Source organism: Vibrio sp. SG41-7 (assembly GCF_014164465.1).
Classification (GTDB): Bacteria; Pseudomonadota; Gammaproteobacteria; order Enterobacterales; family Vibrionaceae; genus Vibrio; species Vibrio splendidus.
Window position 1 is genome coordinate 1 of the sequence record NZ_JACJFF010000137.1, and the last position, 13,836, is coordinate 13,836.

Annotated in this window: 10 protein-coding genes and 5 tRNA genes; 2 read left to right on the forward strand and 13 right to left on the reverse strand. The window is 44.6% G+C overall.

Going from position 1 to position 13,836, the window contains the following annotated elements; translation table 11 throughout:
* Positions 1-118 precede the first annotated feature (118 nt).
* The 8 genes from hflC to tsaE all read right to left on the reverse strand — a co-directional run bounded on the left by hflC (position 119) and on the right by tsaE (position 9,665).
* Positions 119-1,096 carry a protease modulator HflC gene (gene hflC, locus H5300_RS22770; RefSeq protein ID WP_004735862.1) on the reverse strand — a complete coding sequence of 326 codons (978 nt, stop codon included), beginning with the start codon at positions 1,094-1,096 and terminating at the stop codon, positions 119-121.
* A 2-nt stretch (positions 1,097-1,098) separates the two neighbouring features.
* Positions 1,099-2,301: an FtsH protease activity modulator HflK gene (gene hflK, locus H5300_RS22775; RefSeq protein WP_004735863.1), complete on the reverse strand. Its 1,203-nt coding sequence runs from the start codon at positions 2,299-2,301 to the stop codon at positions 1,099-1,101.
* A 27-nt stretch (positions 2,302-2,328) separates the two neighbouring features.
* Positions 2,329-3,636 carry a ribosome rescue GTPase HflX gene (gene hflX, locus H5300_RS22780; protein ID WP_004735864.1) on the reverse strand — a complete coding sequence of 436 codons (1,308 nt, stop codon included), beginning with the start codon at positions 3,634-3,636 and terminating at the stop codon, positions 2,329-2,331.
* Between the two features lie 44 nt (positions 3,637-3,680).
* Positions 3,681-3,947: an RNA chaperone Hfq gene (gene hfq, locus H5300_RS22785; protein WP_004735866.1), complete on the reverse strand. Its 267-nt coding sequence runs from the start codon at positions 3,945-3,947 to the stop codon at positions 3,681-3,683.
* Between the two features lie 192 nt (positions 3,948-4,139).
* Positions 4,140-5,072 carry a tRNA (adenosine(37)-N6)-dimethylallyltransferase MiaA gene (gene miaA, locus H5300_RS22790; protein ID WP_004735867.1) on the reverse strand — a complete coding sequence of 311 codons (933 nt, stop codon included), beginning with the start codon at positions 5,070-5,072 and terminating at the stop codon, positions 4,140-4,142.
* Between the two features lie 97 nt (positions 5,073-5,169).
* Entirely contained in the window at positions 5,170-7,437 is a 2,268-nt protein-coding gene (gene mutL, locus H5300_RS22795; protein WP_182796971.1) for a DNA mismatch repair endonuclease MutL, read from the reverse strand.
* A gap of 48 nt (positions 7,438-7,485) precedes the next feature.
* Positions 7,486-9,207, reverse strand: a complete 1,722-nt coding sequence (locus H5300_RS22800) for an N-acetylmuramoyl-L-alanine amidase (RefSeq protein WP_108167469.1) — start codon at positions 9,205-9,207, stop codon at positions 7,486-7,488.
* The gene (gene tsaE, locus H5300_RS22805) at positions 9,201-9,665 is read right to left on the reverse strand and encodes a tRNA (adenosine(37)-N6)-threonylcarbamoyltransferase complex ATPase subunit type 1 TsaE (RefSeq protein ID WP_004735870.1); all 465 of its coding nucleotides are present in this window, start codon (positions 9,663-9,665) and stop codon (positions 9,201-9,203) included. The genes H5300_RS22800 and tsaE overlap by 7 nt, the downstream gene beginning before the upstream one ends.
* A gap of 326 nt (positions 9,666-9,991) precedes the next feature.
* On the opposite strand from tsaE, the gene H5300_RS22810 reads away from it, so the two are divergent.
* Together H5300_RS22810 and queG are read left to right on the forward strand one after the other, a co-directional pair.
* Complete coding sequence (locus tag H5300_RS22810) at positions 9,992-11,134, forward strand: RNA-guided endonuclease TnpB family protein (protein ID WP_182796972.1); 1,143 nt, start codon at positions 9,992-9,994, stop codon at positions 11,132-11,134.
* Between the two features lie 116 nt (positions 11,135-11,250).
* A complete protein-coding gene (gene queG / locus H5300_RS22815; RefSeq protein ID WP_102482028.1) occupies positions 11,251-12,393 on the forward strand; it encodes a tRNA epoxyqueuosine(34) reductase QueG in 1,143 nt (380 codons plus the stop codon).
* A gap of 632 nt (positions 12,394-13,025) precedes the next feature.
* Here queG and H5300_RS22820 read toward each other — a convergent pair.
* From H5300_RS22820 to H5300_RS22840, 5 genes are all read right to left on the reverse strand, one after another.
* Positions 13,026-13,101, reverse strand: a tRNA-Gly gene (locus tag H5300_RS22820).
* A gap of 76 nt (positions 13,102-13,177) precedes the next feature.
* A tRNA-Met gene (locus H5300_RS22825) sits at positions 13,178-13,254 on the reverse strand.
* An 88-nt stretch (positions 13,255-13,342) separates the two neighbouring features.
* Positions 13,343-13,418, reverse strand: a tRNA-Gly gene (locus H5300_RS22830).
* A 59-nt stretch (positions 13,419-13,477) separates the two neighbouring features.
* Positions 13,478-13,554: transfer RNA gene (locus tag H5300_RS22835), tRNA-Met, on the reverse strand.
* Positions 13,555-13,615: 61 nt separating this feature from the next.
* Positions 13,616-13,691 (reverse strand) — tRNA-Gly (locus H5300_RS22840).
* Between the last annotated feature and the right edge of the window lie 145 nt (positions 13,692-13,836).

Consider the following 13,836-nt stretch of genomic DNA (forward strand, 5'->3'; position numbering starts at 1 on the left):
GTCTTCAGTCTTCAGTCTTCAAAGAATAGAATAGAAAACAAAAAGGCTCCCATAATGGGAGCCTTTTAAGTTTTAACGTATTTTGCTTATTGAGCTAAGCATCCGCTAACGCATCAGCTTATTTTGCTGGAGCGCCGCTCGCTTGATTCATGTATTGGAAGAAGTCAGTCTTCGGATCCAGTACTAGAATGTCGCTCTTATCGCTAAACGATGTCTCATAAGCTTGCAATGAACGCATGAATCCATAGAACTCAGGATCTTTACTGTACACATCAGAGTAGATCTTCGCTGCTTCTGCATCCGCATCACCACGAGTGATTCGAGCTGTACGGTCAGCTTCTGCAAGAACTGTTGCTACTTCTAGCTCAGCTTGAGCACGGATAACTTCTGCTTTCTCACGACCTTGAGAACGGTGTCTACGAGCAACCGATTCACGTTCTGCACGCATACGGCGGTAGATAGATTCACTGATTTCGTCAGGAAGGTTAATCTTCTTCATTCGGAAATCAACAACTTCAACACCTAAATCAGCCATCGCGCTTTCTGACGTTCCAGACAAAACGTTTTCCATGATCTTATCGCGTTCGCCATCAACTTCTAGAGCTTCTGCAGCCGCTACCGTTGTGACGACTTCGCTATCAGCAGAGTCTGGCAGGATGTCCTTATTACGAGGGCCTGACACGATCTGCTTAATTTCACGAGCACCAATTTCAGAACGAAGAACATCTGTCACTTTACGCTCAAGAAGTGCTTCTGCCGTCATGATATTGCCGCCGCCAGTACTCAGATAAAAACGTCCAAAATCAGCAATACGCCATTTTGCGTAGGTATCAATTAGAACGTCTTTTTTCTCAGATGTTACGAAACGGTCAGAACGACCATCCATCGTTTGAATACGAGCATCAAGTACTTTTACACGATCAAACATAGGCAGTTTAAAGTGCAAGCCTGGTTCATAGATTCGTGATACGCCGTTGTCATCGAGAACTCGACCAAAACGAATTACCATGCCACGCTCGCCTTCTTGAATCACAAATAGTGACATCAATAGAAGGGCAATCGTCACAACTAATACAGGGATCATTAATTTACGCATTATTAGTATCTCCCTTGACGTGAACTGTCTGAACGAGTTTGAGTGCTAGACTTTGGATCCGCTTGAGTTTCTAACTCAATTTGATCGTAAGTTGATGATGCTTTTGCAGGGCGAGTGCCCGACTGAGAACCACCTTGTGCGCCTAGCTTATCAATTGGTAGGTATAGCAAGTTACCGCTTGATTCAGAATCAATCAGGACTTTCGATGTGCTTGAGTACACTTTTTCCATTGTATCAAGGTACATACGGTTACGTGTTACTTCAGGAGCAGCTTGGTATTCAGGTAAAAGCTTCTCGAACTGAGCAACTTGACCTAGAGCACCATTAACTGTGCGCTCTGAGTAACCCACCGCTTCTTTCTTCAAACGCTCAGCACGACCTGTTGCTTTTGGAAGAATGTCATTTCGGTAAGCTTCAGCTTCACGTTCAAAACGCTCTTCATCCTCTCGAGCCGCGATAGCATCATCAAATGCATCTTTCACTTGCTCAGGTGGACGTGCTGACTGGAAGTTCACGTCAACAATTAGAATACCCATGTCGTAGCTATCAATAATACGGTTCAACGTTTCTTGAGTGCTTTGACGAATCTGCTGACGACCACTTGTTAGGATACTATCCATTAGTGAGTCACCAATTACCGCACGAAGCGCAGAATCAGTTGCTTGACGTAAGCTGTCGTCCGCGTCCGTTACACGATACAAGTACTTGTATGGGTCAGAAACACGGTATTGAACGCCCATTTCAACCGTCACAACGTTTTCATCTTTCGTTAGCATGGTGCCAGAAGCACGTAGAGAACGAATCGCTTGAACGTTAACCAGTTGCTCATCTTTAATTTCATCGATGAAGCGTGGGTGCCAGTTAAGACCCGGTTCTTCGATACGGTCGAATTGACCCAGTCGAAGTACAACGGCTCTTTCTGCTTCGCCAACGGTGTAGAAACCAGCGAAGAACCAGATAGCAATCGCAATGACAGCAATGACACCAAAGCCAATTGCACCGCCACCACCAATAGATGGCCCGTTACCGTTGCCACCTTTTTTACCAAACTTGCCACCTAACTTTTGACTTAGTTTACTAAACACTTCGTCTAAGTCTGGCGGTCCTTGATCTCGGCCGCCGCGATTATTGTTCTTACCCCAAGGGTCATTATCGCGGCCGTTATTATCGCCGTTGTTATTATTTCCAGGCTCATTCCACGCCATTAGAAAGCTCCATCATTTGATATGACGTTATACTGTAGCAGTCTCTTTGGTAACGATAAAGTCACCTAAGAGCGCCCCTTCTCTTTTTTCAAGTTTAGACCAATCTATTTGTTGCATTCGGATATCTATCAACAAGTTACCATTTTCATCATACTCTTCCTGTTGAATACATTTCATCTCGAAGAATAAGCTGCGAATACGGCCTTGATGTTGATGTGGAATACACAACCGGAATTGAACCATTTGACTCGCTAAACGCTCAGTTAAAGCCTCAAACAGCAGTTCAATCCCTTCTCCTTCCATTGCAGAAACCCAAACAGCGCGTGGTGCGCCCTCTTCGTCTCTTTCAATTCGAGGTTTTTGGTCTTCCATGCAGTCAATTTTGTTCATGACTACAAGGGTTGGCACTTCATGAGCATCGATTTCTTCTAATACTTCATGAACAGCCTGAATGTTCTCACGAAAGCGGTCATCACTGGCATCAACAACATGTAACAAAATGTCAGCTTCCTGCGTCTCTTGTAACGTAGCCTTGAACGCAGCGACCAAGTCGTGTGGTAGATGACGGATAAAACCTACGGTATCTGCGAGAATTGCAGGCCCGACATCTGCCAATTCAATCTTACGTAGTGTTGGGTCTAGAGTTGCAAACAGTTGGTCTGCCGCATAAACACCTGCACTAGTGATTTGATTGAAAAGTGTTGATTTCCCTGCGTTGGTATAACCAACCAAAGAAATTGTTGGGATTTCAGCTCGATTACGAGCACGTCGTCCTTGTTCACGCTGCTTAGCCACTTTCGCTAAACGACGTAATATCGCTTTTATACGGTCACGCAACAAACGTCGATCGGTTTCCAGTTGAGTTTCACCTGGACCACGAAGACCAATACCACCTTTCTGCCTTTCAAGGTGAGTCCAACCACGAATCAATCGGGTAGAGATATGACGAAGCTGAGCGAGCTCAACTTGTAGCTTACCTTCATGAGTTCGCGCACGTTGTGCAAAGATATCTAAGATTAAACCCGTGCGATCAATCACACGACATTTACACAATTGCTCGAGGTTTCGCTCTTGGGCAGGAGAGAGAGAGTGGTTAAAAATCACAATTTCAGCCCCGGTCAGCTGAACGGCTTGAGCGATTTCTAGGGCTTTACCTTCTCCAACGTAGTATTTAGGGAGTGGGGATTGTCGGCTACCAGTAATCACTTGTAGCGTTTCTACCCCCGCTGAGGAGACCAGCATTTCACATTCGCTTAGGTCTTCCCATTCTCCCTCTTGCGTGAAGTTGATATGAACAAGTACGGCTCGCTCGCCGGATTCATAACGGTCAAACAAGCAACCAACTCCTTATTACAGCGCAAGCTGTATCAATTGAACGATTAATCTTCAGTCTTCTCTGGACGATCAGATGGCGCACGCTGTTGCTCGCCGCTGTGGTGACTAACTGCACGAGCAGGAACCACAGTAGAAATCGCATGCTTGTAAACCATTTGGTTTACTGTGTTCTTCAATAAGATCACGAATTGATCGAAAGACTCGATCTGACCTTGCAGCTTGATGCCGTTAACAAGATAGATAGAGACTGGAATGCGCTCACGACGGAGTGCATTTAGGAATGGGTCTTGTAGCGATTGCCCCTTAGCCATTTTATTTTCCTTATTTATATTTTGTTGTAATTATTTAGCTAGTGGTGCACAAAAAGGTGCGGCCTTTGCATCTGAGCTAAACGAATAAAAAAACTCCGTTGTTATTGAAAGGCTGTGATTTTTAAAAGCCTCAATAACTGATCCTTTTCAGAGTATATTCACGCAAAAGCGATCACATTATACACAGCAATACTAATCAGATGCTATTGCATCTGAAAGAGTTTCTAACGCCTGTTCAATGTTTTCGCTATCCAACCAAGTTAAATCATCCCAACTGCGTAACCAGGTGATTTGTCGCTTGGCCAATTGACGGGTTGCGCAGACACCACGGAAAACCGCTTCGTCTAAATCGCAATTCCCATCTAAATAATCCCACATCTGCCTATAACCAACGCATCGGATCGATGGCAGTTCAGGGTGAAGATCGTCTCTGGCATATAACGCCTTCATCTCATCTTCAAACCCCGCCTCTATCATCTTCTCAAAGCGAAGTTCAATACGGCGATGGAGCTCTTTCCTTTCCTTGGGAGCTATTGCAAATTGTTTTACACGAAATGGCAGGCTATCGCCTTTCGTTTGAGTTAGCTCTGTTAATGTTTTACCCGAAATTCGGTAAACTTCCAATGCCCTTGAAAGCCTTTGTGGATCATTTGGGTGTATTCTTTCAGCGGATACGGGATCTATCTCTCTTAATTGATCATGCAATGCCTGCCAACCCTGTTCAATAGACTCCGCTTCAATCTGCTTACGAATCTCTTGATCCGCGGCCGGTAATGGCGATAAGCCTTCCAACAATGCCTTGTAGTACAGCATTGTGCCACCAACCAGTAACGGGATTTTTCCTTCCGCTACAATCTTATTCATTTCATTGATCGCATCACGACGAAAATCTGCCGCAGAATACGCTTCGCTTGGATCGAGAATATCAATCAAACGATGGGGCGCGAGCGCGAGCTCTCCTGCATCCGGTTTAGCGGTGCCGATATCCATGTCTTTGTAGATCAATGCTGAGTCGACACTGATGATCTCTACTGGGTACTTCTGACGTAAGCGGATAGCTAAATCTGTTTTTCCTGATGCCGTTGGGCCCATTAAAAACAACGCTAAAGGTAATTTTTCAGTCATGATATTTTGTATTTGTTTCTCTGTTAGAGCGCTTTATAAAAAAGGGCTTCGTATCGCGATACATTCAGTTGCAAAGATAAATGCCATCGCGAAAAAGTTAAACCGTAAACGCGGCTATAGTCGCTGAAAAGTCGATAGGATTTACAAACTCTGGATCATCTAATGGAAGTAGACCATGCCAAAGCTGTTCAAGTTCCCCAACTAGTTGAACCGCTTCAGATAAAGTGTAGTCGCTTTTTACTTGTGCCGTTTGAATCCCGATCCAGTTGACCAATGATGGCAACATATCGTTAAAAACAGTAGCAGCGTGATTATCGACAATCTGAGCGTTTAATGAAGCCGCGTAAGATAACAGATCTGGGATCAAAATTTGTAAGTTTTGCTGCCTCAAAGGAGAAGGCACGCCCATCACCATTACCGCTTCACTGTTTCGCGCCTTAAGCTCAATCCCCAATAACGCCAGTGTTTGGCTCAACGCCTTAGCAACCTCGACAAGTTCACTACCAAGCTTAATCGATAAAGGCACCAATAGAGGTTGGCTTTTTAACGCACCACCTCGAGTATCAAGCTGACCAACAACACGTAATAACTCAGCCTTAGCCAAGGAAACCAGCACACTGCCGTTCTTATTGCCCATCACAAGATACTGACGTTCCACTACCGAGACGGCTTTGCCTAAGTCCGTCACAGGAACTCTTGGTTTTGAATGAACAGGATTCTGTTGAGCAGGCTTAGCTTCTTTATTTTCGATATTTTCTAAGTTGTCTCTGATTTTTACTGGTGCCACATGCTCTTGAGGAGATGATGGGGCTACAACTTGACCATCAAAATCTGGCGTTTTCAGAAGCTCTTTATAGGCTTTCACTTCTCGCTTAGAGGGCGCGGGTTCACCGTGATGCTGGTTTGGCTCTTTCTCTTTTTTAGGTTCAGGTCGAGACTCGATCCACTCTTGGCGAGGAGAACCGGTAAAACTGGTTTCGCGAGCCGACGAGCCTGTGTTAGCTGAACTCATGTTAGTAGACGAATCTAAGTTGGTTGAAGAGCCCCTGCTAGGCGATGAACCAATGCTAGACGATGAACCTTGGTTGGCTGTTGAGCCATAATGTTGCCCACCATCATTAACGCTGTGTTGAGGTTGATCATAAGTGCGCTCAGACTCTGCTTTTCTCGGGTAGGCTGGCGTTTGCTCAATAGCATGTCGTTCACTATCAGATACTTGGGTTTGATCCGAACGGCTAGGCATTGAGCTTTCAGGCTCTGAGAAACTGGCCACTTCACCGATACCAGAGTTCGAGCTATCTTGCTGATGATGAATCACTTCTGACTGATGAAACGCAGACTGCTTAATCGGTGCTGCATCAATTTGTTTACTTTGGGCTAGTCCATCACTCAGTGCTTGGTAAATGAAATCATGTACAAGGCGGGCTTGATGGAAACGCACTTCGTGTTTTGCAGGGTGAACATTCACGTCCACCTGATGTGGGTCTAGCTCAATGAACAACACATACGTCGCAAATTGGTCTGGGCGCAGGCTGGTTTCGTAGCTTTGACGAATCGCATGATTGATCAGCTTGTCACGCATCATACGACCATTCACATAACAGTATTGCAGATCGCTTTGTTGCCTTGCTCCTTCTGGCGTGGTGATCCAGCCATGAAGTTTTAGACCTTGATGTTCTAGCTCAATCTTAAGCATATGACGAACAAAAGGATTGCCACATACCGCAGCGATGCGCTTTTCTGCTTGAACTTGTGTTTTGGCAGCGCGGTACTGACGAATCATTTTACCGTTATGGCGAAGGTTAATCGTCACATCAAAGCGACTCAATGCGATGCGTTTAAGCAGCTCATCGATATGCGTGAATTCAGTTTTCTCGGTGCGTAAAAACTTGCGGCGTGCTGGCGTATTGAAGAACAGGTCCAACACCTCAACCGAGGTACCAATGGGATGCGCTGCAGGCTGCAGTTTCACCTGCATGTCACGGCCTTCACTGTGTGCGGCCCAAGCTTGATCTTGAGTAGCAGGGCGTGAAGTCATGGTTAAGCGCGCAACAGAGCTGATACTCGCGAGCGCCTCACCACGGAAACCAAGGCTGACGATCGCCTCAAGGTCATCAAGGGTATGAATCTTGGAGGTAGCATGGCGGCTCAGCGCCAAGGCAAGTTCATCTTTAACGATGCCTTTGCCGTTGTCACGAACGCGGATCATCTTGGCGCCACCTTTCTCGATATCAATATCGATACGTGTGGCACCTGAATCCAAACTGTTCTCAACCAACTCTTTCACAACAGAAGCTGGTCTTTCTACCACTTCACCCGCTGCGATTTGGTTAGCTAACCGAGCTGGCAGTATTTTGATCGTCATATTTATAGCCTTACTGCCATTGATGGAAACATGTCTGCGTTAAAAAGCTTATTTGTGCGGAATAATCAACACCTGCCCCACCGCTAGGCTGTCAGATCGTAGCTTATTCGCTTGGCGAATACTGTTAACACTCACGCCGTACTTAGAAGCAATCTTGCCAAGATAATCACCTCTTGCGACTTTATGTTTGCGCAGAGGGACATCTTTCACTTCAACCGTAATACGTAGCTTCTGACCCACTCTCAGTGTTTCAGACTTCAAGCGGTTCTCACGTTTGATATCTGCCACCCGTACTTTGTAACGGCTGGCTATCTTGCCTAGGTACTCTCCAGACTTAACCGTGTGGGTTATGGTCTTGGTTTTCACTGCGCTGCTTGATGATGAGCCTGAAGCACTGCTTGGGATCTTAAGCACTTGGCCGATCGCTAGGCTGCTCGATTTCAGGTTGTTGAATTTCATCAACGTCTGTGTCGAGGTGCCATATTTACTCGCAATCACCGATAAAGACTCACCACGAGACACTTTATGTTGGCTCACGCTACCCGTTGACGACGTTGCGTTAGACAAGATAATCCCTTCTGGTGGGTTAGCCTTCAAATACTTAACGACCGCTTTGGTCACTGCTCGTGCCAATTTATCTTGGTGCGAACGTTGGAAAAGCAGCTTCTCTTCCGTCGGATTCGAAATAAAGCCCGTCTCGACCAAGACCGATGGTATCTGTGGTGAACGCAATACCGCCAAACTGGTATTGATTGGTTTACTGTTATGAAGCTTAGCAACCTTACCCATCTCAGACAGGATGGTTGTTGCAAGCTTATAGCCCTCTTTCTGTGAGTGGCTGAACTGCAAATCAAGCAGAGTTTGGTTTACGTTCTTATCATCAATATTGCCAGTGAAAGCCGCACCGCTACCACCGAGTAATTCAGACTGCTTCTCTTTGTTCTCGATCCATCGAGAGATCTCGGTATTTGCGCGTCGAGTATTCAACACAAACACCGAACCACCTCTTGGTTGAGGGGTCGTAAAAGCATCCGCGTGAATAGAAATAAACAGATGAGCTTCGTTTTCACGAGCAATCGCGACACGTCGGTTAAGGTTTACAAAGTAGTCGGCGTTACGGGTCATGCGAGTTTTGATCCCAGGAACCGCATTCAACTGTGCAGCAAGCTTACGAGAAATACTCAGAGTCGCATTCTTTTCATACTTACGACTTGGACCAATAGAGCCTGGGTCCTCACCACCGTGACCAGGGTCAATCACGATCAGAATGTCTTTCTGACGTTTAACCTGATTAATATTTTTGCTCACCGTTGGTTTACTCGGCTTCGACGTCGTTGTCCCCTTGCTTGCCGCACCATGAGGCAGATCGATCACCAGACGATGTCCGTACTGACCACCAGGAGTCGGGCTGAGTTTAAACAGCTCCGCTGTAGAGGATTTCTTCAACTCAAAAACCAAGCGATAGGTATTTTTGTCTGGCGGTGAACTCTTACGAATCTTAGATAGAACGGGGCTATCTTTCACCACGACCGGTAACTTAGTTGCAAGGTTGGTATGTTTTAAATCGACCACTAAACGACTCGGGCTACTCAAGGTGAAATAGCTAAAGTCCGCTTCTGATTTTAAGTCGATAACCACACGAGTTTCTTCTGGAGAAGGCCAAACCCTTAAACTTTTCAGTGAGTTTGCAGAAACAAGTGAAGAAAACAGTATAGAAAAAACAGCAGCCATCATGGCTACTGCTGAAATAAGGCGTCTAGAAATCAACATAACTCCAACTGACTAAGTAAGCGCTGTCCGTATTCACTATTAGCGGTTAAAGAAACAATACGGTGATCGTCTTGGTAACGAATATCAATGTCCAAATCGGCTTCTGGTAGCATCCCATAGCCTTTCTCAGGCCATTCAACCAAACAGATAGCATCTGGTGTGAAGTAATCACGAATCCCCATGAACTCCAATTCTTCAGGATCGGCTAAGCGATAAAGATCGAAGTGATATACCTGCCAATCGGCAAGTTGATAAGGTTCAACTAGAGTATACGTTGGGCTCTTTACATTTCCTTGATGGCCAAGTGCTTTTACAAAGCCACGACTGAAGGTCGTTTTACCTGCGCCAAGATCACCATGCAGATAAATAGTCGTCTGCTGTGAGCAAAGATTAGAAAGCTCCGTCCCTAATTGAATCGTTGCTTGTTCATCTTTCAAAGTAAATTGTTTCGTGCTCATGAATACGTTCTCTAAAAATCGATCGTTGACTATATAAAAATCAAAAGAACAAGAATAGTAAACCGTGATGCTTTTAGTAGACAAGCACTCAAGTGTAACTTCTATGAAAAATACTGATCAAAACACGTCAGTTCTGGTCAATATCACTAAGATCCGTTAAGATCCGCCCCCATTTTTGCCGAACCTAATTTTAATTAGCAATCCGACCGTAAACCATCGCCAGGTGAGGGCGGTGATATAAGGTCGAAAGTGCGTCAAGCACTTTAAAAGTAGACACCCGCATTTGATATGCCATAATTCTGTACATATATACAGTGCGGATTATTATGTTAAGAGCAACCAAAGTACGTATTTACCCAACACTAGAACAAGCTGAGTTTTTAATCGCTCAGTTTGGCGCTGTGCGTTTTGCGTATAATAAAGCTCTACATTTAAAGTCTCATATGTACCGCAAGCATGGTGTGACACTGAATCCTAAAAAGGATATCAAGCCAGTACTTGCAGTTGCCAAGAAATCACGAAAGTACCATTGGTTGAAGCAATATGACTCAATTGCTTTGCAACAATCAGTGATCAACCTTCACCAAGCTTTTGATAATTTTTTTAACCCAAAGCTGAAAGCCAAGTACCCACAATTCAAACGTAGACACGGCAAGCAATCTAGCTATCACTGTGTTGGTGTTAAGGTTCTTGATGGTGCTATCAAGCTACCGAAGATGAAGCCAGTTAGAGCCAACATCCATCGTGAGATCATTGGTAAGGTTAAAAGCATTACTCTCAGTTTGAGTAAAACAGGTAAGTTTTATGCGTCCACCCTTGTGGATGATGGCGTTGAAACGCCTAGCTTGATTAACCCAATCGATAAAGTCACAGGTATTGATTTAGGGTTATCACACTTTGCTATTCAATCGAACGGCAAGAGAGAAGCTAACCCGCGATTCGTAAGGCGTGCAGAGAAGAATCTCAGACGTAAACAGAAGCAGCTTTCGCGCAAGGCTAAAGGTAGCGCAAACAGAGCTAAAGCTCGTTTGCTTGTTGCAAAGTGCCATGAAAAGACAGCGAACGCTCGCGCTGATTTTCAACACAAACTATCTCGAACACTCGTAGACAAAAGCCACGCTGTGATTGTAGAGACATTGAAATCAGCCAATATGATGAAAAACCGCAAACTAGCTAAACACATAGCAGATGCCTCATGGCATAGCTTTGTTGTTAAGTTGGAGTACAAGTTGAAAGAGCAAGGTAAACATCTTGTTAAACTCGACCAGTGGTACGCCAGCTCTAAAACATGTCACTGTTGCGGTCATAAAATGGAAGAAATGTCCTTATCAGTTCGCAAGTGGGATTGTCCCTCTTGTGGCACTACAGATATAGATCGGGATCTAAATGCCGCTCTTAATATCCGTGATAAAGGTATTCTAGAATTAAAAGCGGCTGGACAGTCGTTTTTGCTTATGGAAGCTGCGTAAGACTCGATACTATCGAGCATTGGCTAACGAAATAAGAAGCATCGCCCAACGGGCGGTGAGTAGTCACCCTTATCTCTAATTGTAAAACAGAGAAAATAAGAATTAAGAATGAAGCCATGAATCTAGACCATCTTGCTGAAAAAATTAAAATCTGGGGAAAAGAGCTAGGCTTTCAAAAAGTTGGCATCTGCGATATTGATTTAAGTGAACACGAAGCCCCTCTTCAAGCATGGCTAGATGCTGGCAACCACGGCGAAATGGATTGGATGGCTCGACATGGAATGATGCGCGCACGTCCTGATGAACTTCATCCAGGCACCATTCGAGTGATCAGCGCCCGAATGAACTACCTACCACCAGAAGCTCAGTTTGCCTCTAACCTAAGTGATACCACTCAAGGCTATATCAGCCGTTATTCTTTAGGCCGCGATTATCACAAATTGTTCCGTAACCAGTTGAAAAAGCTGGGACAAAGGATCGAAAAAGAGGTCGAAGGTTTAGACTCACGTCCTTTCGTGGATTCAGCGCCTATTTTAGAAAGACCGCTCGCTCAAAAAGCGGGGTTGGGTTGGACAGGTAAACACTCGTTAATTCTCGATAAAGACGCGGGCTCTTGGTTCTTTCTAGGAGAGTTGCTGGTTAATATCCCGCTTCCTGTTGATGAACCCAGTGTTAATGAGTGCGGAAAATGCACCGCATGTATCACTTCTTGCCCAACGGGTGCCATTATTGCTGATGGCGTAGTGGATGCTCGAAAATGTATCTCATACTTAACCATTGAATACGATGGTGTGATCCCGGAAGAATTTAGAGACGCCATTGGTAATCGTATTTATGGTTGTGATGACTGTCAGTTAGTGTGCCCGTGGAACCGTCATGCCGAACTCACAGAGCAAACAGACTTTCATCGTAGAGAAGATTTCCAAGAAGCCGATCTGGTTTCACTTTCAAGTTGGGACGAAGCAACCTTCCTAAAGAAAATGGAAGGCTCAGCAATAAGACGTATCGGCCACACCCAGTGGTTACGCAATCTCTTTGTTGCGATGGGCAATGCGCCATTTCAACAACGTATTGTTGAAACACTAGAATCTCATCAAGGCAAAAACGAAATGCTAGATGTGCATATTGAGTGGGCTTTGAATAAACAACTACAACAGTTACCCAACGCTAGCGGTGTGCAAAGAAGTAGCAGTAAAATATCCACCAAAAAGCACAGACTGATACGTATTGTTGAGAAAGGACTACCAAGAGACGCCTAGCCCTTTAGGCATCAACGATTGGCTAGCTAACCTACCTAAATAGTCCAACATTTAAGACAACCCGTCGCACATAATTTTAGAACAATGTTTGACCTTGTTCTCAATTTTAGCAATGTGGAAAAAATTCAGAACTCTCGTAAACTTCCGACACTCTCACAAAGTTAAACACAGTACCGATAAATGATTAAGATCAAAAAACAACAAGTTAACGATCTTTTATCAAATTCAAGATAAACACTCAAAGTGATAAAAAACAACAAGTTACGATCGCCACAATTCAGCTAATATATTGAAAACAAGAAAGATCTTTTGGGGATATGTAAAGAATTAAGTCTGAAATAACTTTATCAACCAAGTTATCCACACCTAACACTTTGTGGATAAGTCTGTTTATAGATGTGAAAAACCTCAAGTATCTGCTTCAGAGACCTGATGTTTACTAGCATTCCAGTTGCTAAGAAAAATTTAAGACAAAAAAATATCCACCATGATGGAGGATTATTTGCTTTTTGGGGGGATTATGCTTCGCAGCATTAAAGAAAGAGCGTGACCTTTAAGGTCGTCTTTAAACTCTGTGATCTAAAGAAAAACACGGTGGTTTAAAGAGTCTTAATAGCTTTTTAGAAGAAAGCTGGAGCGATACATCGGGTTCGAACCGATGACCTCAACCTTGGCAAGGTTGCGCTCTACCAACTGAGCTAGTATCGCATTAGTTAACCGTTAATACTGTCTGCTAAGAAGCTAAGCGCTTAATGAAAGGCAGTGTTCACGTGTAACTGTAATGTGGTTGCGGGAGCCGGATTTGAACCGACGACCTTCGGGTTATGAGCCCGACGAGCTACCAAACTGCTCCATCCCGCGTCCGGATGTTTCTCTTTTCGCTTCATTAACGTTAAGTACAATGAAACTAAACCATTTTCATCTTCAGCATAAAGCGTGAGATAGAATTTGGAGCGATACATCGGGTTCGAACCGATGACCTCAACCTTGGCAAGGTTGCGCTCTACCAACTGAGCTAGTATCGCATAAGCTAACCGTTCATCTTGTCTGCTAAGAAGCATCAAGCCAACGTTCAACTGTAATGTGGTTGCGGGAGCCGGATTTGAACCGACGACCTTCGGGTTATGAGCCCGACGAGCTACCAAACTGCTCCATCCCGCGTCCGGATGCATTATTTAAGTTAATGACTCTATATTCCCAATATCATTCCTAAGAAAGAAATTGGAGCGATACATCGGGTTCGAACCGATGACCTCAACCTTGGCAAGGTTGCGCTCTACCAGCTGAGCTAGTATCGCTTAGTTAACCGTTAAACTTATCTGCTAGAAACTAAGTTCTTACTGCAAAGAAGCTATCAACGTTTAGCTGTAATGTGGTTGCGGGAGCCGGATTTGAACCGACGACCTTCGGGTTATGAGCCCGACGAGCTACCAAACTGCTCCA